A 21,944-nucleotide genomic window follows, 5' to 3' on the forward strand; every position below is an offset into this window, starting at 1 on the left:
ACAGAGATGAGGCGGACGTTTCGCCTCGCCGAGGATGAGGTCTTCGGTCAAGCAGTGCGGGCGGGGCGCCCAACCGGACCATGAACCCTTGGACGAACTCGGCCTCGATGAGCCGCGGCCTGTCGGCTGGCGAATAGTCGACACTCAGCAGGCGGCCTCCGCAAAATACTCGTTATCGAGTTCGCAGGCGTTTCCCGCATCACCGAACGAGGTCCAGCCGCCGTCCACGTACAGGATGGAGCCGTTGACGTATGAGGCGGCGGACGAAGCCAGGAAGAACGCTGCGTCAGCCACGTCTTTCGGCTGTCCCAGCCTGCCCATCGGGATGCGTCGTGCGATCGTTTTCATATCGATGCGGCCGACCTTCGCCAACTGAGCAACGCCAGGCGTGCAAATGAAGCCAGGAGCGACGGTGGCCGTCCGTATGCCGACCGGCCCGAGTTCGGCCGCCAGGCATCGGGTCAGAATGTCCAGCCCCGCCTGGGAGGCACCGTAGGCATGGCGCGGCGCGAACGGCAGAAAGCTGTTGATCGATCCGATGTTGAGGATCACGCCGCCAGCGCGCATCGCCTTGATCGCTTCGCGAGCGCAGGTGAAGGCCCCGGTAAGATTGACATCCAGGACGTGTTGGATGTGTTCCGGTATTTGTTCGATTCCCAACGACAAAGTGTCGGCACCAGCAGCACCGTTGACGAGCACATCGATGCGCCCGAAGCTCGCCCGCATCTCTTCGAATAGCGCAACCACCTCGCTCTCGACGGCCACATCCACGCATCTGGCCGGGTTCTTGCCGCGGAGCCACGCGGCGAGTTCTGCCGCTGCAGCGCCATCTCTATCAGCAATCACAACGGTATCGCCGTTTGCTGCAAAGCGGCGAACCACGGCCGCGCCGATGCCGTTCGCGCCGCCGGTGACGAGCACGATACGCGCGTCGGTGCGTTCGGCCGGACAGCACAGTTCGGCTTGGGGTATCCCATCCACCTGCGGGTGTGCATCCCCCGGCTGGTTGAATGACATCCAGCCGCCGTCGACCGCCAGCACTGAACCGGTGATGTAGCGCGCCTGCGAGCTGGTCAGAAAACGCACGGCGAGAGCGATCTCGTCCGGATGCGCCAAACGCCCCAGCGGCACGCGGCGGCGCACGGCCGCTAGGTCCACTTTGCCCGCGCGTTCCAGTTCTGCCACCATCGGCGTGCGCACGTAGCCGGGCGCTACCGCCGTCACGCGAATGCCGCGAGAAGCCCACTCACATGCAAGCGACTTCGTCAACGAGATCAGGCCCGCCTTCGAGGCCGCGTAGGCGTTGCGTTTGGGATTGCCTACGACGCCCGCCATCGAAGCGACGTTGACGATCGCACCGCCCCGCCTCATGCGCCTCGCCGCTTCGCGGGCCATGACGAACGGTCCAATCAAGTTTACTGCCAGGGCGAGGCGGAAGGCGTCGACACCAGTGTCGACGCTCGCAGCCATGGTGGGTCCCATCGCGGCGTTGTTGATGAGGACGCTGATCTGGGCGAACTGTGCTTCGACCCGACCGTAAAGCGCGAGCACATCCTCCTCCCGCGAGACGTCGCACTCAAGGCCAAGATGCGGGTGGCCGAGACCACGGGCCAGTTCAACGACGCCACTGCCAGGAAGGTCTACCGCAACGACAGTGTCTCCATCCCTGGCAAGAACTTCGACCAGCGCACGGCCGATCCCACCCGCGGCGCCCGTAATGATGACGATGCGTCCTGTCTGCATGTTGAGGACTTCCTTCGGCGATTTCATCCAATCAATTTTGAGCGGCAAAAGATGCGTCGCGCTAAAGCAGCGCGTCCTGGCGATGGCCAGTTGCGGACCCGGAAAGACGACGCAGCGATCCGGCAGCGATCCAACTTCCGATTTGGTAGCCGAGGCTGCTGAGGGACCGGCCAAGGACAGGAGCTTGCCGTGATGATCGGCGCTGCCAAGGACCCGTACATTTGGGCACAACCAGTGTCGTCGGCGGGCTCGTGGGACAGAGCCGATCGCTCACGCCGTCGCGGGCAGAAAGGCAATCCAATTTGGCGCACCTTCACCGGGCTGTCTTTCGCCGGGATCGCTGTAGCATCGCAAAGTTGTCATGGCCTTGATTCTCCTCGGCCGATGCGGCTGTGTCGTTCGAAGCCTCCGAAGAGTCATGGCGAGAAGGAATGCGACGCTTTCCGAGCTTGTAGACCGGATCGTCCGGATGCGGTGCTCCGATCGGCCGGCGCGGGCCGAACCGTTCTGCCTCAACGATCGCTGGTGGGATCTGCTCCTCTATCCAATCGTAGACAACTGTCCGTTCGGCAATCCGCCACTCCCCTTCCCTCTTGTGAAACAGATCGCAGTAACGGCCGCACAGGAGCGTCTGGCGTACGTCTCCGTCTTTGTCCGGTGCGCGTTGCAGCGCGGTGAAATAGCTCTCGACCGCAGCCTCTGCCGAGCTGATGAACTCGATCAGGATGTTGGTGATCTGGTGGATGTTACGGGGTCCGGTCTTGAAGACACCGAGTGCAAACTCGATGAACCCCTCTGCAGGGCCGCAATAGGCGCCGTGATTGTCATGCGCATCGGGCCAGTATGCGCTGCGTAGCGCCGCTTCATCGGCGCGGTCGATCCCGCGGCAGTACCGATAGAGGCAGTCCCGGATCGCCTCAAGGTCGATTAGTTGGGCAATTTTCGTCTGTTCCATCGGCTCTGCCACAAATTCTGTGATCGGAAGAGGTGTTTTGCGAACCGCACCTTGGCGTTTGTGCATCAGGGGGGCCTCTCGATGCCGCAGGTGCCCCTGCGCAGTTGGACGAGGACGGTGGTGGAACAGAAGGCGCGTGCCTCAGTTCCCGTATGGGCCACTTGGTCGATCCCTTTCATGCCCGCCGGACTCTCGGTGAATGACGTCCGGTTCAACTCGTGCTGCAGGGTTCACGGTCGAGTTTAAGTGCACGTTCGGGACAGGATCGCGCGCCTCGCGATGCAGTCAGTTCCTCCCCTTCCGCAACTTCGATGTTACCGGCCAGGATGTAACCGGCGTCATCGAGCTTGAAGATGTGTGGCGCATGCGCCGCGCATCGCGCGTGACCCTGGCATTTGGCATTTTGGACGATGATGCGCATGGCGCGGCCTCCATTGTCTTTGCACCTCGGCTCGGGGGCGGGGCTTGGTCAGGACCAGTCTAGAATCAGATTTTCGATCCCGAACACATGGCCGCCAGAGGTGATGGGTGCCGTACCCTTCTTGATCCGGAAGGCGGGGATGCGCGCCAACCACTCCTCCAGGCCAATGACGATCTCGCGCCGGGCAAGGTGTGAGCCAAGGCAACGGTGGGGACCATAGCCAAAGGTGGCATGGCAGTTGTCCTCTCGCGCCAGATCGACCGTGTTGGGGCATTCGAATTCCGCCGGGTCGCGGTTGGCGATCATCGTGGCGCAGGAAACATAATCTCCCTTGCGGATCGGCGCGCCTTCGAAGTCGATATCTTTCGTTGCCACGCGGATCAACTGAACGGTCGGATAGGCGCGCAGCAATTCTTCGGCCGCGGCAACGATACGGCCTGGTTCGCCGCGCAGCAATTCCTGATCCTTGAGGTTGCGTGCGAGATAGGCCAGGTCAAAGCCTATGGCTGCTGCAACGGTGTCGAGCCCGGCAACAAAGACAAGCACGCCGACGCCGCGTACTTCCTGTTTCGTCAGGCGGCGGCCCTCGACCTGTGCCTGCACGACGAAAGTCATGAAATCATCAACCAGGTCCTTGCGGCGGACGGCTGCAAGTTCATCAATGAACGATACGATCGTCCGGGCCGCGGCCGGCCGTTTCACATCGTCGCCGTGGAGCAGATCTCTCCCCCATCCAACAAATGTGTCGATTCGGTCATCCGGTAGCCCTAGGAGATGAAGGAAGGTGTTTACCGTGAACGGAAATGCGAAATCCTTCATAACGTCGCAGCTTGTGCCCGATCCGGCGATCCCGTCGATGAGCCTGATTGCCCGCTCGCGGACAGCCGGCTCCAATGCCGCCACCCGCTTTGGCGAAAACAGGGGATTGAGCAATGAGCGAAAGGCACCATGGGCAGGGGGATCAAGTTCAAGTGGGATCATCGGCCAGCTTTCGCCCAACGCGGAGGCAAAGATGCTGCGATGGCTGGAAAAAGTTTCGCTGTCCTGCAGCACCCGGCGCTGGTCGCTGGCGCGGGTGATCACCCAGGTACCCCTGCCGTCGCGCGTGTTGAGGGGTGAATAAAAGATAGGCGGGCCGGAGTGGACGCAAGCGACTGCTGCGTGGGGATCCCCGTTGGGAGTCGGTGACATGCCGGGCGAAGTAAACAGGCTGAAGTCCCTCACCATTTCGGGCGGGACATGATCTGGAACCGAATTTGTCGCCATTGGCCTCTTCTCCTGAACGCCAGGCGTTCATGCGCTCGATTGAGATTGCCGGCCGATCTCAAGGTCGATTGGCCAGCACCTGGTAAGTCCCAGCTCTAGGGTGTTGTGATTGTGTTGCGCGATGCAGCCAAACTGCGCACCAGCGCAAGAGATCGGTCGCGCATTCAAGCAGCAGAGGCATCTGCTTCGTGCTGCGGTTCTAAAGCGTAACCCACTGGTTATTCCCATTGAAGTTGTGAGACTGGTCAATCATCGCTGAGCTCCGTGACGCACTGCTGCTGGCGCCCCGAAATCTTCTAAGCAAGTTGCGTGCCGGATCGGCCGTATCGATGGTGCTGAACCGATCTATGCTCAGCCACCACCGGGACCGCCGCTCATTGGATGACCACATGTCCTCCCGGTAAAACGTCCGACAACCGACACCTGCGGTCAGCTTTGTCGCGTCCGCGACACGGGGACTGTTCGGCTTGGCTCCTGCCAAACAGACCAATTTAACAGTATGCAGAGCACACTCCTTCTGAGGCTCTTCTGCCAACTTGGCATAATGTTGAGACTCTTTGGTCGCCGATGCGCCAAGCATTGCGGTCGTCGCCGAGTACCGCAGCCATTCGGGTTCCTCCGCAATCGACAGGAAGCTAGAGGCCTTGATTGAGTGGCTGTCTCGGTCGCGGTGATTATCGCCGTCGGCGTCGACAACGACCATTGCCATGAGGTGCTTGGCATGAGCGTCGGCACCCCCGTGGCCAAGCCGACCTGGACGGAGCTCCTGCGCAAACTGACGCGCCGCGGCCTCAGAGACGTCAAGCTTGTCGTCTCCAACGCCCATGACGGCATCAAGGCGGCGGTCTCGAAGGTGTTCCAGCTACTTGGTAGCGCTGCCGAGCAGGTACATTTCATGAGGAACTTACCGGCGCATCGGTAAGAGCGGCCGTCGCGTGGTCTCGGCCTTCATCGCCACCGGTTTTGCCAGGAGACCGATCGTTGCCGAACAGATCCGGCCAAGGACCCTCAAGCTCGCCATCATCATGGAACGACACTGAACATGACGTGCTCGCCTAGATGAGCTTCGTCAAAGAGCACCGCACCGAGCTACGTTAGATACCGGTCGGGCGGCTCAACGGCGAGATCAAACGCGCACCGAGGTCGTCGGCGTCTTCCCCAATGAAGCAATCATGCGCCTCGTGGCGCCGCTGCAGGTCGAGCAGAACCGTGAATGGACCGTGCAAAGGGCTCGCTACATGAACCTGCCACCTCAGCCAGTTCCGCACATCAGTCTGCGGGCAGTGGCACGCTGATCTTCCGGCCTTTGCCAGGGGAAGCGCGACAGCCGCGCCGTCATCCACACCACAGAGGCGATCCGTGCGAACCTCTGAAAGGGGCGGTTTATCTACGCGGTAGCGCATCTCGTCCTATCCGATCCAGCGGTTCCCGCGGATCAGACGAAGGTAAAGTCCCACGCGCTCAACCCAAGCCCAGCCAGATCCGCGACGCTGTGGACATTACCGAGATGAGCAAAATCGTCGGCATGGTTATCGGAGGTGACATAGGCCAGATTCCCTGACTGGGTTAACGGATTATAGTAAGCGATAATGTCGCCGGTATGCTCATTGGAGATCGCATCCGCAGCCTGGGAGCCGTTGCTGAACGAGTTGGTGAGCACGACGACATGCTCGCCGTTCGCGCCCGCGGCGTCGCCGCTGTAGAAGGTGTCAACTGGATGGCCAGACCGTGAGCTGGCGTGGTTGACGAAGTTGGCGCCAAAGCCGTCGCTACCGAGGCCAACCGCATCGAAGGCCAAAGTGTCATCCGCCGGGTTGAAATCCAAGATCGAGGTATTATCCGGGTCCGGCCCGAAACGCGGGTCATATCCAGGGATCGGGTTGTGGAATTGGAACACGAACGTGTCGTTGCCTGTCCCCCCGGTCAGATAATCCCTGCCGTCACCAACAAAGAGGGTGTCGTTACCCGGACCCCCATAGAGCTTGTCATTATCCTCAGCAGTGATGCGCGGTCCGTCTCGCCCGCTGTCGCCGTAGAGGTAGTCATTGCCCTCCTCGCCAAAGACATGATCATTACCTGTGCCACCGAAGACTCGGTCATTGCCGGGCCCCGCCGAAATGGAATCGTTACCGGCAAGAGCGTCAATCCAGTCATTACCGTCGGGATCTGTGATCACATTCTCATCGTTGGTGCCGAAGAGGGCGTTGTCGCGCGGACTACCATGGATAGCCATCAGAGACACTCCTTATCCTGCGTCCCCACGCCACCTGAACCTTTTCATATCTCTCTTCAGATTATTGGCAAAATTGATTGTTCCGATTCAACATATTTACGCGATGGATGTGTGTCATCCTCGGGTGCGCCATGAGCGCCTCCGGGTCGTGCGCGCAATGACGGGAGGCGCGGATGCCGGAAGAACACGCGCGGCCTGCGGGCGTCCTGCTCTCCCGGTCGCGAGTGGATGTCTAACGCTTTGATATCGGAGAAACGTGATTGGAAAATTGCTTTCCAGGAATACGGTCATTGAGTAGGACCATATTGAAGCCGGAGCCTCCCGCGGTGGAAGCAGGGGCAGAATGATCGTTGGTCCTTGCTTGCCGTTTGTTTGACGCAAGGTGGTTGAATGCCTGAGCAAAGCAATCCGGCGCGGCACTCCTGAGCGCGCGGCAAGCGGCCGGGGCATTTCGATTCGCGGCAGAGGTCACCTCCATCTGCCCACGGGTGCTGTCGCCAGATTAAGAGTTGTTCCGCCTGCGGATCAGATCACAAGCAAGCATGCCCAACGAAGGATCTTAGTACTTTGAGGACGGCTACTTGAAGGAAGCATGGGCCTCGTTTTGGAGCACGGCCGCAAAGTTGGACTGACTGACCGACAAAACAACCTTCGCCGACAGCTGACGCATGTGGCCGACATCGGTCAACCTTCAGCGGAATTCGGGTAGTAGCTCGTCGAATTTCGAGCGGTGAGATGTCTTTCCTCGCCAAGCGCGCAGGCGATTGCGACGATCGAGCGATCCGTGACAGCACGGGAAGCAATAGCTAGGCGCTCACTCGCTCCGCAGGCAAGGCGATGGCCAGCAGAATGCCGAGCCCCGGCGACGGGTGCCGAGCGAAACCGGAAAACAACATGCAATTGGTCTCGCCTCATGCAGCGGTCGGACCGGGAATGCGTGGCAGGGTCTCGGCCAGAAACCGCCAGTCCTCGCGCTCGCCCTCGCCCTCGCGGCGCTTGCCAAAGAACTGGATGATCATCTTGCCATCGGCGCCGTAGGCTTCGAGCGAGGTGACGTGACCGTCCTTGGTCGGCTTGCGAACGGCCCAGACCTCTATGATGTGGTGGGTCCCGAGATGCAGGTGGAAGGTCTTGTCGAGCACATTGATCCACGGCCCGATTGTTTTGACCCACTTGATCGGACCGGAATGGATCTGGATGCAGCCACGATTGCCTACAAAGCACATGATCGGCATTTCGTCTTCGGCCGCCTGTTGAAACATGGCGCCGATGGCGTCCTTTTCGAGCGCCCAAGCGTAAACCTCGCCGACCATACGCACCGCCTCGCGGCGGCTGAGCTTCAGTCTCTTCAACATGTCGAAGAACTGATGCACGTCCGTCAGCTGGCTCCAGCACTCGCGTAGATCCTCCACCGTGGCGGCTTGTTCAGGAACCTCTGCGTCGTCGTTGGCTCCGCTCGCCTTGAATACTACGATCGGCTCCTGGTTCGAGGATTCCAGCTCAGCCACCAGCTTCTGATAAGCATCGAGATTTGAGGCGGGCCCGAGTTGCACCTTGTGCATCGCCTTGCCGGCGGCATCAAAGAATTGCAGGCTATGGCTAATGTCCTTGCCATCGCGCTTCTCGACAGCAAAGCCATGCGCCCAAACTTTCGGGAAGATGCGCAAGTCGATCTCGTCGCCAAGTACCAGAGCATGCCTGTTGCCGGTGACCACCTTGTCGTAGACGCCGATCTTTTCGTGCACAGCACTTTCATTGCGGGTATGCGCCACCACCTCGCCGACCGCTTCGAGGCCGGTCAGCAGATCATTGACGCGCGGCTCGACACGAATCGCGCCTAGACCGCAATGCGCGGCGACCAGTTCCGCTTCCGAAATGCCCAGTCGGGCGGCGAGATCGTGCTCACGGATCTTTGGATTGTCTTGCTGCGCCCGCCGGATTTCGTGCGGCGATGGTCTCTCGCGCTGGTCCATGTGTTAACGACCTTCATCTGCTTGTTGAGGATCAGCTGCCCTGCCGGGTGGTCGGTCGACTGAGCGCAGCGTGGTGCTCGATGCCGACCTCCTGCTCGTCCAGGAGCAGGGTTCTGCTGGCGAGAGTGCGTGATCGACATCGAAACCGGGCGTGTCGTCTGAGCGGCGAAGAGCCGATCCACCCGCGCAGAGCGGTTGTGACCCAGCCCTGACATGTTGCCCCAGCCCTGACATGTGGCTTGCTCCATTCGATCATCGCGACTCGCAGCATGATTTTTGTCTCGGCGGTTTTTGCCGCATCGCCAATAGGCGTTTCAAAAGTCGTGCCAGTTCGCCTGAACAAGCGCAAAAAAATGTTCCGCACACTCATCAATGATTTATGTGAGAGTTCAGTGGGAACCGAGGCCGGACACTTTGTGTCACGTACTCGACAAACCCGACAGTGCGTGTCGGGTGCCCGACGTCTTTTCAGCAATGGCCAACAAGATTGATAGCGCCTCTAGAGGGATCGCGCCGTGTTGAAACGGTTTTTTTCCTCTTGGCACGGTCCCTGCAGCGTGATCCGCAAAGACGTCACGGATTGAGGAGAAATCTTGCCATGATCACGCTCACCGACAATGCTGTTGCCGCCGTCAAGACGGCTCTTTCCCGCGCCAGCGAGCAAGCGGAGGGCTTTCGCATTATGGTCCAGACCGGCGGCTGCGCCGGGTTCAAATACATAATGGGCCTGGAAAGCGTCTCGCGCCAGGGCGATGTGATTACGGAGACAGATGGGATCAAGCTGTTTGTGGACCCAGACTCCCAACCCCATGTCGCCGGCATGACCGTCGACTTCGTCACCGGGCTCGACTCTTCCGGCTTTGTCTTCGACAACCCCAACGCGCGGGACAAGTGCGGCTGCGGCAAGTCCTTCAGTTAACTGAGGACTGTTCGCATGAGGCCTGTCTACCTCGACAACAACGCCACGACACGGGTCGATCCTGACGTTGTGCGAGCGATGTTGCCGTACTTCACGGATCAATTCGGCAACCCTTCGTCGACGCACGCTTTTGGCGCCTCAGTCGGTGCGGCGATAAAAAAGGCGCGGCGGCAGTTGCAGGCGCTGATCGGCGCGCAGTTCGACGATGAGATCACCTTCACCTCGGGTGGAACAGAAAGCGACAATGCAGCGATCCTTTCGGCGCTCGAGCTCACGATCGACCGAACCGAGATCGTGACGTCCGCGGTCGAGCATCCCGCCGTATTGACGCTGTGCGCGCATCTTGAGCAGGTTCGCCGCGTCAAGGTCCACACGATCCCCGTGGATCGTCGTGGCCGGCTTGACCTCGACGCCTACAAGGCAGCCCTCTCGCCCCGTGTGGCAATCGTCTCGGTAATGTGGGCGAACAACGAGACCGGTACGATCTTTCCCGTGGCCAAGCTCGCCGAGTTGGCCAAGGAAATTGGCGCCCTTTTTCATACCGATGCAGTGCAGGCGGTTGGCAAGCTTCCGATGGACCTGAAATCGACCGCTATCGACATGCTGTCGCTCTCCGGCCACAAGCTTCATGGCCCCAAAGGGATCGGTGCACTTTGGATAAAGCGTGGCGTGCACTTCCGCTCGATGATCAAGGGAGGGCACCAACAGCACGGCCGGCGTGCCGGTACCGAGAACACGCCCGGCATAGTCGGGCTCGGCACGGCGGCCGAACTCGCCTTGAAATTCATGGACGACGCGACCACACGGGTAAAGTCGCTGCGCGACCGCCTGGAGGATGGGATCCTCCAGCGCATCCCAAACACCAGTGTCACTGGCGATCCGATGGAGCGGTTGCCAAACACCGCAAACATCTCCTTTGAACATACCGAAAGCGATGGAATCCCACATCTGCTGAGCCGCGTAGACATCGCCTGTTCCTCCGGCTCCGCCTGCACCTCCGGCTCAATGGAACCCAGCCATGTCCTGAGCGCGATGAAGATGCCACACGGGGCAGTCCGCTTCTCGTTTGCGCGCGACAACAACGAAGAAGACGTCGAGCGGGTGCTTGAGGTCATGCCGGCAATCGTTGAGAAGCTGCGTGACTCTCCCGGTTCTGCGCCGCGTGGGCGAAGTCCCGAAGACGTTCGATCCGGTCCATACCTGAGCGGAAGCAGAACAGGCTGCCGTTCATGAGCCGTGATGTCTTCCTCAATGACACGACCTTGCGCGACGGCGAGCAGGCGCCCGGTGTCGCCTTTACGACGGCGGAAAAGCTGGAGCTCGCCGAGTCTCTTGTGGCCGCCGGCGTCCCAGAGATCGAGATCGGCACGCCGATCATGGGCGCCGACGAGATCGATACAATTCGCGCCGCGGTCGCGCGGCGTCTCCCGGTTCGGCTCATGGCCTGGTGCCGGATGAAGGCGCGGGATCTCGACGCAGCGATCGAGAGCGGCGTCGGCGCCGTCAATCTGTCGCTGCCTGCATCCGACATCCAACTTGCCGCCAAGCTCGGCCTCGATCAGGCGGGAGCGCTCCAGGTCATCGAGGATATGGTCAGGCGGGCAGCGGCTGCCGGCTTCTTCGTCGCTGTGGGCTGCGAGGATGCCTCGCGGGCTGATGGGGATCATCTTGCCCGCGTCATCGAAACGGCTGCGCGCGCCGGCGCAAGCCGCGTCAGGCTGGCCGACACGGTCGGCATTCTCGACCCCTTTTCGACTTTCGAACTTGTCGCCCAGCTCATGGCGAAGTCTGAAATCGACCTCGAATTTCACGCGCACAACGATCTCGGCCTTGCGGCCGCCAACACGCTGGCCGCCATCCGTGCAGGCGCGCGCCATGCGTCCGTCACCGTCCTCGGGCTCGGCGAGCGTGCGGGTAATGCCGCGCTGGAAGAAGTGGCGGCCGCGATGGCCGTCATCGACGGCGCGGATACCGGCATCGAGCTGACCGCATTGCCCGACCTCGCCGCCCAGGTGGCTTGCGCCGCCCGCCGGCAGACGGCGACTATTAAGCCGGTCGTCGGCGCCGATGTTTTCACCCACGAATCCGGCACCCACGTCGCAGGGCTGCTGAATGACTCGCGCGCCTATCAGGGGCTCGACCCGGCACTCGTGGGCCGCTGCCGGCGTATCGTCATCGGTAAGCATTCTGGCGCCACCGCGATTGCCCGCGTGCTGAGCGAAAGCGGTCGCGATCTCGACCCGGATTTGGCAGCCGCGATGGTGGCCCGCGTCCGCCGCAAGGCGGCCGAGACAAAGTCGACCATTACTGCGGCTCAACTGGTCGAGATCTATGATGGAATGTGCAGCGAGGCACGCTTGGGGGATGTCGCCGGTCCAGGCCAGCTGGGCGACGAACACAGCGACACCACAGTTGCCCGACCAGGGAGAATGCGATGAATTGTTCCGCTGACGGCCGCCCCATCGATGTTACCGACATCCTCGCGCGGCTAAAGGGCCTGTCGGCCGCGGAGGAGTTCTTCGCGCTCCTTGGGGTCTCCTATGATCCAAAGGTGCTGAATGTCTCACGGCTTCATATCATGAAGCGCGTGGGCCAATACCTTGCCGAAGAAGATCTATCCGATCTGCCCGACCAGGTGGTCGCCGCGCGGGTGCGCGCAACGCTGCTACGCGCTTACGAGGACTTCACGACTTCCTCGCCGCTTAAGCACCGGATCTTCAAGGTGCTTAAAGACCACGATCCGAACAAGCCTGCCACGCCGGGCCGCACCTTCGTCCCGTTCGAGTCCGTACTGAAGCGGTTTGCAAAAGAATGAGCGCGACATGGTTGCGACGCGACAATGTCGGGAAGCCGACAAATCGTGTCATCACGAACGCGCCCCTGGAAGGAACCAACGGAGTCTCGAGGAATATGAGCACGCAAAACAGTTGGCACGAATGATGCTTCCAAAAATCTACTGCCAAGCCCGCATCCGTATAGAAGCCCAAAGAGACCGCCAATGCACATCGTAGTCTGCATCAAGCAGGTGCCGGACTCGGCACAGATACGGGTCCATCCCGTTACGAACACGATCATGCGTCAGGGTGTGCCTACCATCATCAACCCTTACGACCTATTCGCCCTCGAAGAGGCACTTAGACTGCGCGACACTTACGGCGGCGAGGTCACCGTGCTCACTATGGGTCCGCCCATGGCAGAGGACGCGTTGCGCAAGACGCTCGGTTACGGCGCCGACCGCGCGGTGCTGTTGACCGATCGCTATTTTGCGGGCTCTGACACGCTGGCGACCTCCTTCGCTCTTTCCCAGGCAATCGCGAAGGTCGGCGAGACGTTCGGCACGCCAGACATCGTCTTCACCGGCAAGCAGACGATCGATGGCGACACCGCCCAGGTCGGGCCCGGCATCGCCAAGCGCCTCGATCTCATGCAACTCACCTATGTCGCGAAGATCCCTTCCGTTGACCTCGCTGCGCGCGAGATCAAGGTCGAGCGCCGCTGTGAAGGCGGCACGCAGATGCTGAAGAGCAGGCTCCCTTGTCTCATCACCATGCTGGAAGGCACAAATGAGATCCGTCGGGGCTCGCTCGAGGACGCCCTGTACGCCGCGCGTAGCCAGGTCCTGAAGTGGAGTGCGGCCGACGCCGGCATTGATGACCTCACCAGATGCGGCCTGCGCGGCTCGCCGACGGTCGTCAAGCGCGTTTTCGCCCCTACAGCGCGGGCGGAAAAGGCGGCACTTATCGACACCCCCGAGAGGAGTTTGCGTGATCTCGCTGACGAACTTATCGCCGCAATCTTAACCCGCGGGCCAGCGCTGGAACAGGAACTCGCCTTCAACGGCGGCCAATGACGGCAAGGAGAGACGATGTCGAGCGCGAATCGAGAAGCCCCTCGCCCTGCCTCCGGCCGTGCCGGCACAAAGAAGGAGCTGCCCGACCATTTCAAAAACTACCGCCACGTCTGGGTCTTTATCGAGCTCGAGCGCGGCCAGGTCCACCCGGTATCGTTCGAACTGCTCGGTGAAGGCCGCAAGCTCGCCGACAAGCTTGGCGTCGCGCTCGCGGGGATCGTGCTCGGACCGCCAGGAGAAACCACCCAGTCTGCGGTAGCCGAGGCCTTCGCTTATGGCGCCGATCTTGTCTACAACGTCGAGGCGCCGCTGCTTGCCGACTATCGCAACGAGCCTTTCACCAAGGCGATGACGGATCTGGTCGATGCCCATAAACCCGAGATCCTGCTTCTCGGGGCGACCACCCTCGGCAGGGATCTTGCTGGTTCGGTCGCAACAACCTTGAAGACAGGGCTCACGGCCGACTGCACCGAACTCGACGTCGATATGGACGGTTCGCTCGCTGCGACCCGTCCAACTTTCGGCGGTTCCTTACTATGCACGATCTATACGCTCAATTACCGGCCGCAAATGGCGACGGTGCGACCGAGGGTCATGCCCATGCCGCGGCGGATGGACAGGCCGGTCGGCCGTGTCATCCGGCACCAGCTATCGGTAGCCGAGGATGACATCGTCACCAAAGTCCTCGGCTTCCTGCCGGATAGCCAGTCTGGAAAGGCCAATCTTGCCTATGCCGACGTTGTGGTTGCGGGAGGCCTCGGTCTAGGCGCGGCGGAGAACCTGCAGCTTGTGAAGGATCTCGCACGAGCAATCGGCGCCGAGCATGGCTGTTCGCGCCCGTTGGTCCAAAAGGGCTGGCTGTCGGCTGATCGGCAGATCGGCCAAACAGGCAAGACCATCCGGCCGAAGCTTTACATAGCGGCAGGAATTTCCGGCGCCATCCAGCACCGGGTTGGCGTCGAAGGAGCGGATCTCATCGTGGCTATCAACACCGACCCGAAGGCGCCGATTTTCGATTTCGCCCACCTAGGGATCATCACCGACGCGATCCGCTTTCTTCCCGCACTGACGGAGGCCTTCACGCGGCGGCTGTCGCCCCACAGTCGCGATAAGCTTGCGAGCTAGTGAGTTGGACATGATCAAGGAAAAATTCGACGCCATTGTTGTTGGGGCCGGCATGTCCGGAAACGCTGCTGCTTACACCATGGCAAGCCACGGCCTGAAGGTGCTGCAGTTGGAGCGAGGTGAATATCCGGGCTCCAAGAATGTTCAAGGTGCAATCATGTACGCGAACATGCTGGAGAAGATCATCCCGGATTTCCGGGATGATGCGCCTCTCGAGCGCCATTTGGTTGAACAGCGGCTTTGGGTGATGGACGACACCTCCCACACCGGGATTCACTATCGGTCGGACGACTTCAACGAGGCCAAGCCCAACCGCTATACGATCATCCGCGCCCAGTTCGACAAATGGTTTTCGCGTAAGGTGCGCGAGGCCGGCGCGACGGTTCTGTGCGAGACGACCGTGACGGAACTCGTCCGCGATGCCAAGGACAAGGTGGTCGGCGTCCGCACCGACCGGGTCGGCGGAGAGATTTTCGCGGACGTTGTCGTTCTCGCAGAAGGTGTCTCCGGACTACTTGGCACGCGCGCCGGGCTTCGCGAGATGCCGAGGCCAAAATCCGTGGCGCTCGCCGTCAAGGAAATGCATTTCCTGCCTGAAGAAGTCATAGAGCAGCGGTTCGGCCTCAAGGCCGGTGAAGGCTGCGTGATCGAGGCAGTGGGTACAATCTCCCGCAGCATGGCCGGGCTCGGCTTCCTTTACACCAACAAGGAATCGATCTCACTGGGCATCGGCTGCCTCGTTTCGGATTTCGCTTCGATGATGGAGAGCCCATACGTCATACTCGATGCGTTAAAAAACCATCCTTCGATCCGGCCGCTGATCGCCGGCTCGGAGGTGAAAGAATATGCCGCGCATCTCATTCCCGAGGGTGGCTACAATGCGATTCCGCAGCTGTTTGGCGACGGCTGGGTGGTGGTCGGCGATGCTGCGCAGTTGAATAACGCCGTCCACCGGGAGGGTTCGAACCTCGCCATGACCTCCGGTCGCATCGCGGCTGAGGCAATCATGCAGGTCAAGAGCCGCAAGCGGCCGATGACCAAACAGAACCTTGCGCTCTACAAGACCATGTTAAACAAGTCTTTCGTAATCAAAGACCTGAAGAAATACAAGGACATGCCGGCCCTGCTCCACACCAATTCCCAAAACTTCTTCACGACCTACCCGCAGTTGATGTCTCAGGCGGCTCAGAACTTTATGCGGGTCGACGGCACCCCGAAAATCGACAAGGAAAAGGCGACCACAGCTGCCTTCATCAAGGCGCGTTCGCGCTGGGGGCTGGTGAGCGACGTGGTCCGCCTGGCATTCGCCTGGCGCTAGGAGGACGAGATGACAATCGCAGTGCCACGCATTGAAGAGAAGCTTTACCAGAACCGGTATCTGGTCGATTCGGGGCGCCCACATATAAAAGTGCGACCGCACCAAAAGCCAAGCGCCAACCTGCTCGCGTTGACCCGCGTCTGCCCGGCCCAATGTTATGAATTGAACGACAAGGGCCAAGTGGAGATCACCGCCGACGGCTGCATGGAGTGCGGCACCTGTCGGGTACTGTGCGAGGCAAGTGGTGAGATCGAGTGGAATTATCCGCGCGGCGGCTTCGGTGTCCTCTTCAAGTTCGGATGACCCGCGCACGCGCGCGCCGTTGCCAGAGCCGATACCTGGAATTGTCGCGATTGCAAACATGACAATTTGCAATTGAACAGGGGCTCGTGAATACTAGGATGTAGCGAGTCGAAAGAAAGGCGCTTTGGGAGGGGCACCTTACAACCCCTGAGGTGTTTCCATGGGTCAAGTAATGCGGGATCGGGTGCACGAGGTAGCGCTTCCCGACGCACGGCCACCTATCAAAGCCATGCATGGGGCAAACATCCCGCTCAGGGGCCTCTACGAGATATCCGAGATCCTGACTGCTCCCACGCGGCTGCAGATCACGCTTGGCAATGTCGTGAACATTCTCTCCTCGTTTGTGCAAATGCGTCATGGAGAAATGGTCATCAAGGACGCGGCCGGGGAGCTGGAGATTGCCGCAACTGCCGGCAACAAACACGCTCCTCAATCAGATTGGCGCCGCTTCACACCGCAGGCCGTGGTAGACCGTATCTGCGCTACGGGGAGGCCACTCGTCATACACGATGTCAGCAAGTCCGAACTATTTCAGGCTGATCTCCAAATGGCATCGGGCGGCGCAACCATGCCAGTTACCTTTATCGGAGTGCCAATAGAGGCTGAAGATGAAATCCTCGGTACACTGTCGATCGACCGTATCCGGGACGGCGCCGCCAGCGTGCATTGCGACGAAGACGTGAGCTTGCTGACAATGGTCGCCAATCTTGTCGGCCGGACTATCCGCCTTCATCGCATCCTGAGCACAGATCGTCAGCGGCTCTTTGAGGAGGACGGGAGAGCGGAGAAATCGCGCGACGAGAAGGAGGCCCGCCCTGCGCGCCGTTCGCCTGTCAAAATCGACGGGATCATCGGGGAAAGTCCCGCACTCAAGCAGGTGCTTGAAACCGCCGCGGTCGTGGCACGGACCAACTCCACCGTGCTTTTGCGGGGTGAAAGCGGCACCGGCAAGGAATTTTTTGCGCAGGCCATCCATAAGCTTTCGCCTCGCAGCAAGAAGGCTTTCGTCAAACTGAACTGCGCCGCACTGCCTGAAAGCGTTCTGGAATCGGAGTTGTTCGGGCATGAAAAGGGCGCCTTCACCGGGGCTGTCGCGCAGCGCGCCGGCCGTTTCGAATTAGCCAATGGCGGAACCCTGTTGCTTGACGAAATCGGCGAGATTTCGCCTGCCTTCCAGGCAAAGCTGTTGCGCGTCTTGCAGGAAGGCGAGTTGGAGCGCGTCGGCGGCACCAGGACGCTAACGGTCGACGTCCGGCTCATATGCGCCACCAACAAGGATCTCGAGACGGCTGTCGTGAATGGAGAGTTCAGGGCCGATCTTTACTACCGTATCAATGTGGTGCCAATCATACTGCCACCGCTCAGAGAGCGACCCGGCGATATTCCACGCCTTGCAAAGGCCTTCCTCGATCGATTCAATAGCGAGAACCATCGCGAGCTCGCCTTCGCGCCGTCGGCGCTTGACCTGATCTCGCAATGCTACTTCCCTGGCAACGTCCGTGAGCTGGAAAACTGCGTGCGAAGGACGGCCACTCTTGCGCGTTCAAGCACTATCGCCACTTCAGATTTTGCCTGCCAGAATAGCCAGTGCCTGTCTTCCCTCCTCTGGAAAGGAGCCGACCGTGCAAATGACGGCAATGCCAGCGATGAGTTCGGCCGCAACAGGATGCCGGTTGAATCGCCGCTGGGAGCCAGGCGCACCGGCGCCTCCGAGGGCGCGGCGGTGCCCGTCAACGCCCGCGGTCCGAGCCATCCTGCCTCGGGTGCAACAGGCATGCGTGTGACCGATGGCGACCGGCTGATCGACGCGATGCAGAAGGCCGGCTGGGTTCAGGCCAAGGCTGGTCGTATCCTCGGCCTCACTCCGCGGCAAGTCGGCTATGCCCTGCGTCGGCATGGTATCGAGGTAAAGAAGTTCTAAACGCCCTGCGAGGTCAAACGTCCTCGCGCCATGTGCGAGTGGTGCCTTTGAGACGCCACTCGACGCAGCGCATGTAGAATCGAGGCACTACGTCATCGGCTTCTCCTTCCCGGTGGTGCCGAAGGGCCAGGCGCGCATCCACACGCAGATGTCGGCGGATCCAACGAACAAAAGAATGTCGAACATGATGAAGGCGCTGGTGAAGGCCAAGGCCGAGCCGGGCATCTGGATGGAAGAGGTGCCGGTGCCAGAGATCGGCCCCAATGACGTGCTGATCAAGGTCAGGAAGACCGCGATCTGCGGCACCGACGTCCACATTTACAATTGGGATCAGTGGGCGCAAAAGACGGTGCCGGTGCCGATGGTGACCGGCCATGAATTCGTCGGCACGGTCGCCGATTTCGGTGCCGCGGTCACCGAATACAAGGTCGGCCAGCGCGTGTCGGGCGAAGGCCACATCGTCTGCGGCCATTGCCGCAACTGCCGGGCGGGCAGGGGGCATCTCTGTCGCAACACGCTTGGCGTCGGCGTCAACCGCCCGGGCGCATTCGGTGAATACCTGGCGATCCCGCAGCACAATGTCGTGCCGATCCCCGACGACGTGCCGGACGAGATCGCCGCCATCTTCGATCCCTTGGGCAATGCGGTTCACACCGCGCTGTCCTTCGATCTGCTCGGCGAGGATGTGCTGGTCACCGGCGCCGGGCCGATCGGCATCATGGGCGCGCTGGTGGCGCAGTGCGTCGGCGCGCGAAAGGTCGTCATCACCGACATCAATCCGGTAAGGCTGGCACTGGCGAGGAAGCTTGGCGTCCAGCATGTGGTAGATGCCTCGAAGGAAAAGCTGCGCGAAGTCATGCCGGCGCTCGGCATGACCGAGGGTTTTGACGTCGGCCTCGAAATGTCGGGCGCCGCGCCCGCCTTCCGCGACATGATCGACACCATGAACAATGGCGGCAAGATCGCCATCCTCGGCATCGCCCCGACCGGCTTCGAGATCGACTGGAACAAGGTCATCTTCAAGATGCTGCACCTGAAGGGCATCTACGGCCGCGAGATGTTCGAGACCTGGTACAAGATGATCGCGCTGGTGCAGGGACCGCTAGATGTGTCGGGGCTGATCACGCATCGCATTGGAATCGATGATTTCCAAGCCGGGTTCGATGCGATGCGGAGTGGGAGTTCGGGTAAGGTAGTGATGGATTGGTAGAGGTTATGCCTTCGTCAAGCCTTGGCGCTGCCAGCGCCACACACGTAAGACGTTCGTTTGGGATTGAATACTGGCGGATAGTGACGCTCGTCGAGCATTCGAGGAAGGGTCCAACCCCGCCGTTCTGATGAACTCGTACTCCGCACAGGAGATCAAATGGACGCAGAGGATCCCAACGTCATCATTGTCAATGGTCAGTGCCTCGGCAATACGGTTGTCCGCCGCTAACGGGAAAACTCGGAAATCCGATCTTGAGGACCGGCGAACCAAAGCATTTCAATGCGGTAACCAAAACCCAACCATTTGAGATTGTTGTTGATGATGTTCTGGTCACGAACTTACCAGATTAGTTCCGCTCGCCGCTCGACGTTCTCTCCTGCTGTTGACGGAGTGGCCATGCGCCGATCGCAAAGCACGAAGCACTGGCCGGCGGGATCGATGGTAAGCGCGAATTTCCCCGCGCGTTGCCGCCGCCCTTTCAACGACGGTCGCTTTCAAACGGACGCGTCCGGGCGGATCGGGCTGCAGCGGCTTTGGCGAAGTTGAAGGGCACCGTCGATGTCGGTATTGACCTGCTCGCGTTGAGGCAGTTCGGTGAGAACGTGGCGCAACCATGCGAGCGGCTCGACGAGTGAGGCGCGGCAGGTCAGCACCAAGCTGTAGACGATGGCGCTGGCCTTGGCTCCGTCGACGGTAGACCGATTTTCGATAGAAGTTGCTGGAGCTGCGGGACTGTCAGGAATTCTGTGCGCGAGGCCGGTTTCGTCACTGGCTGACGAACCTTTCGCCGAACACGACGGCGAATTGGGTCTTGGCCTCGAACCACTCGCGCGGCGGTCGTTTCCATTCCTCGGCCGCGTGGTTGAGCACCAGATATAGCAGTTTCATGGCCGCGTCGTCATTGGGGAAGTGGCCGCGCGTTCGAACGGCGCGACGCAGCTTGGAGTTCAATGCCTCGATGGCGTTGGTAGTATAGATGATGCGGCGCACGCTTTCGGGATAAGCGAAGAATGGCACGACGTGCTCCCAGTTGCGCCGCCAACTCTGGGTGATCGCCGGATATCGCTGCCCCCAGTCGCCGGCCTCGAAGTCCTCCAGGGCCTTCATGCCGGCTTCGGCGTCCGCGGCCCTGTAGATTGCCCTGAGCGCCGGCACGACGGCCTTGCGGTCCTTCCACGACACGAACTCCAGCGAGTGGCGGATCAGGTGCACGATACAGGTCTGGACGGTCGTCTGCGGAAAGACGGCGCCGATCGCCTCGGGGAAGCCCTTGAGGCCGTCGACGACGGCGATCAGGATGTCGGCGACGCCACGGTTCTTCAGCTCGTTCATGACGCGCAGCCAGAATTTGGCGCCTTCGGTCTGCTCGATCCAGATGCCGAGGATCTCCTTGGCGCCGTCGGGCAGGATGCCGAGGGCAATGTAGATCGCCTTGTTGCGCACGAAGCCTTCGTCCCTGATCTTGACCCGGATCGCGTCGAAGAAGACGAGCGGATAGCAGATCTCCAGCGGCCGGTTCTGCCACTCGGCCACTTCCTCCAGGACCGCGTCGGTGACGGCCGAGATCAGGTCCGGCGAGACGTCGATGCCGTAGAGCTCCTCCAGATGGCCGCGGATCTCGCGCACGCTCATGCCGCGCGCATACATCGACACGATCTTGGCGTCGAAGTCGGGAAAGCGGCGCTGGTACCTGGCGATCAGCTTCGGATCGAAAGTTCCCGCGCGGTCGCGTGGGATCGACAGCGTCATCTTCGACGTGCCCGTCAAAACCGTCTTCTTCGAATGGCCGTTGCGGCGATTGGCGCCGCCCTCGGTGCGTTCCTCATCGAGGTGCTCGTCGAGTTCGGCGTTCAGTATCCGCTCCGACAGCGCCTTCTTCAGGTCGTCCAGCAACCCGTCCTTGGCAAACACCTCACTCGGATCGCGGCCCGAAAGCAGTTGGTCCAGAAGTTCCTTCTCGATAGCCATGTGATGATTCTCTCCTTTCCATCATCATGGCCTCGCGCACAGAATTCCTGACAGTCCCGGAGCTGCCGGATGACGGGTGGCCCTCCGGCGCGAAATCCCTTTGGAAGCCAAGCCATCCGTATGTCCAGTCCTGACTTCAACCCTTTAGCCCAAAATGATTAGCACCAACTGTGTCTTGTCCCAAACAGACTTCGAGCGCCGCTACGCCCTTTACAATCGCCGCTCGCTCTTCCGCACGCAGCCTCTCCAGCAATTCCCTTTCAAACGTCTTCGCCAGCGGCACAGCGGGCCCCTAAATCAAATCTGGAACTGAAACTCTTTATATTGGAAGCTTGACCTCTTCGTGGGAAGTTTGGCGATGGCGCACAGCGGCTCCGGGATCAGGCTGGGATTCCACAACACCTCGGTCGGTATATCGCTTTTTGACCAGCAGAGGCCGACATCAGCCCCGCAGTCGGTTTTGCAGTGCCTGCCGATCAACGGCAAGATAGTCGAGGTGCAGCCTGGCTGGCTGCCGCCTTTGCCCCAGTCGTCCGACCAGCGCCCTCGTGCCGTCAAGCACAAAGACGCCGCAATCGTAGCCGTTCTGCTGCTGGGTGATACGGGTGGGCTCCAGGTGGGCTCCCAGCCGTCGTGCGAGCTGTGCCGCGGGCTGGTCGTTGAGCCGCCCGGCGGAGTCGTAATGATAGGCAACCGGCCTTTCCCGCTCGCGTCGATCAACCATAAGCAGCGACCAGTG

General features: G+C 60.7%; 18 protein-coding genes and 2 pseudogenes. 11 read left to right on the top strand and 9 right to left on the bottom strand.

The genetic code is table 11. The features are described 5' to 3' along the window. Positions 1-144: 144 nt before the first annotated feature. From RFM68_RS29540 to RFM68_RS29555, 4 genes are all read right to left on the bottom strand, one after another. On the bottom strand, positions 145-1,770 hold the full coding sequence (locus RFM68_RS29540) for an SDR family oxidoreductase (RefSeq protein WP_320236512.1): 1,626 nt from the start codon (positions 1,768-1,770) through the stop codon (positions 145-147). Positions 1,771-2,056: 286 nt separating this feature from the next. Beyond that, positions 2,057-2,698: a nuclear transport factor 2 family protein gene (locus tag RFM68_RS29545; RefSeq protein WP_320236513.1), complete on the bottom strand. Its 642-nt coding sequence runs from the start codon at positions 2,696-2,698 to the stop codon at positions 2,057-2,059. A 211-nt stretch (positions 2,699-2,909) separates the two neighbouring features. Continuing rightward, positions 2,910-3,119: a ferredoxin gene (locus tag RFM68_RS29550; RefSeq protein WP_320215380.1), complete on the bottom strand. Its 210-nt coding sequence runs from the start codon at positions 3,117-3,119 to the stop codon at positions 2,910-2,912. 48 nt (positions 3,120-3,167) lie between these two features. Beyond that, on the bottom strand, positions 3,168-4,385 hold the full coding sequence (locus RFM68_RS29555) for a cytochrome P450 (protein ID WP_320236514.1): 1,218 nt from the start codon (positions 4,383-4,385) through the stop codon (positions 3,168-3,170). Positions 4,386-5,043: 658 nt separating this feature from the next. Between RFM68_RS29555 and RFM68_RS29560 the strand changes: the two are divergent. Beyond that, a pseudogene (locus RFM68_RS29560) lies at positions 5,044-5,680 on the top strand (transposase); the annotation flags it as partial. Positions 5,681-5,820: 140 nt separating this feature from the next. Here RFM68_RS29560 and RFM68_RS29565 read toward each other — a convergent pair. Both RFM68_RS29565 and RFM68_RS29570 read right to left on the bottom strand, forming a co-directional pair. After that, complete coding sequence (locus tag RFM68_RS29565) at positions 5,821-6,618, bottom strand: calcium-binding protein (RefSeq protein ID WP_320236515.1); 798 nt, start codon at positions 6,616-6,618, stop codon at positions 5,821-5,823. 911 nt (positions 6,619-7,529) lie between these two features. Then, complete coding sequence (locus RFM68_RS29570) at positions 7,530-8,591, bottom strand: hemin-degrading factor (protein WP_320236516.1); 1,062 nt, start codon at positions 8,589-8,591, stop codon at positions 7,530-7,532. Positions 8,592-9,189: 598 nt separating this feature from the next. Between RFM68_RS29570 and RFM68_RS29575 the strand changes: the two genes are divergently transcribed. From RFM68_RS29575 to tdh, 10 genes are all read left to right on the top strand, one after another. Beyond that, complete coding sequence (locus RFM68_RS29575; RefSeq protein ID WP_320236517.1) at positions 9,190-9,510, top strand: HesB/IscA family protein; 321 nt, start codon at positions 9,190-9,192, stop codon at positions 9,508-9,510. A gap of 15 nt (positions 9,511-9,525) precedes the next feature. Then, positions 9,526-10,743 (top strand): cysteine desulfurase NifS, encoded by a 1,218-nt coding sequence (gene nifS, locus RFM68_RS29580; RefSeq protein WP_320236518.1) that lies wholly within the window; start codon positions 9,526-9,528, stop codon positions 10,741-10,743. Beyond that, positions 10,740-11,948 (top strand): homocitrate synthase, encoded by a 1,209-nt coding sequence (gene nifV / locus RFM68_RS29585; protein ID WP_320236519.1) that lies wholly within the window; start codon positions 10,740-10,742, stop codon positions 11,946-11,948. Before nifS ends, nifV begins: the two co-directional genes overlap by 4 nt. Beyond that, the gene (nifW, locus tag RFM68_RS29590) at positions 11,945-12,325 is read left to right on the top strand and encodes a nitrogenase stabilizing/protective protein NifW (protein WP_320236520.1); all 381 of its coding nucleotides are present in this window, start codon (positions 11,945-11,947) and stop codon (positions 12,323-12,325) included. The genes nifV and nifW overlap by 4 nt, the downstream gene beginning before the upstream one ends. 183 nt (positions 12,326-12,508) lie before the next feature. Next, complete coding sequence (locus RFM68_RS29595) at positions 12,509-13,360, top strand: electron transfer flavoprotein subunit beta/FixA family protein (protein ID WP_320236521.1); 852 nt, start codon at positions 12,509-12,511, stop codon at positions 13,358-13,360. Between the two features lie 15 nt (positions 13,361-13,375). Then, positions 13,376-14,485 (top strand): electron transfer flavoprotein subunit alpha/FixB family protein, encoded by a 1,110-nt coding sequence (locus tag RFM68_RS29600; RefSeq protein WP_320236522.1) that lies wholly within the window; start codon positions 13,376-13,378, stop codon positions 14,483-14,485. A gap of 10 nt (positions 14,486-14,495) precedes the next feature. Further along, entirely contained in the window at positions 14,496-15,803 is a 1,308-nt protein-coding gene (locus tag RFM68_RS29605) for an FAD-dependent oxidoreductase (RefSeq protein ID WP_320236523.1), read from the top strand. Between the two features lie 9 nt (positions 15,804-15,812). Further along, entirely contained in the window at positions 15,813-16,106 is a 294-nt protein-coding gene (locus RFM68_RS29610; protein WP_320223341.1) for a ferredoxin family protein, read from the top strand. Positions 16,107-16,266: 160 nt separating this feature from the next. Next, positions 16,267-18,027, top strand: a complete 1,761-nt coding sequence (gene nifA / locus RFM68_RS29615) for a nif-specific transcriptional activator NifA (RefSeq protein WP_320236524.1) — start codon at positions 16,267-16,269, stop codon at positions 18,025-18,027. Positions 18,028-18,202: 175 nt separating this feature from the next. Then, positions 18,203-19,237: an L-threonine 3-dehydrogenase gene (tdh, locus tag RFM68_RS29620; RefSeq protein ID WP_320236525.1), complete on the top strand. Its 1,035-nt coding sequence runs from the start codon at positions 18,203-18,205 to the stop codon at positions 19,235-19,237. Between the two features lie 478 nt (positions 19,238-19,715). Here the strand turns inward: tdh and RFM68_RS29625 are convergent. The 3 genes and pseudogenes from RFM68_RS29625 to RFM68_RS29640 all read right to left on the bottom strand — a co-directional run. Continuing rightward, positions 19,716-19,932: pseudogene (locus RFM68_RS29625) on the bottom strand (transposase domain-containing protein); the annotation flags it as partial. A 70-nt stretch (positions 19,933-20,002) separates the two neighbouring features. Continuing rightward, positions 20,003-21,205, bottom strand: a complete 1,203-nt coding sequence (locus tag RFM68_RS29630) for an IS256 family transposase (protein WP_320236526.1) — start codon at positions 21,203-21,205, stop codon at positions 20,003-20,005. A 442-nt stretch (positions 21,206-21,647) separates the two neighbouring features. Next, positions 21,648-21,944, bottom strand: a 297-nt coding sequence (locus RFM68_RS29640; RefSeq protein ID WP_320236527.1) for a Ulp1 family isopeptidase, incomplete at its 5' end; no start/stop codon positions are given.

The sequence above is a fragment of the Mesorhizobium montanum genome (assembly GCF_033977145.1).
In the GTDB taxonomy this organism is placed as follows: Bacteria; Pseudomonadota; Alphaproteobacteria; order Rhizobiales; family Rhizobiaceae; genus Mesorhizobium; species Mesorhizobium montanum.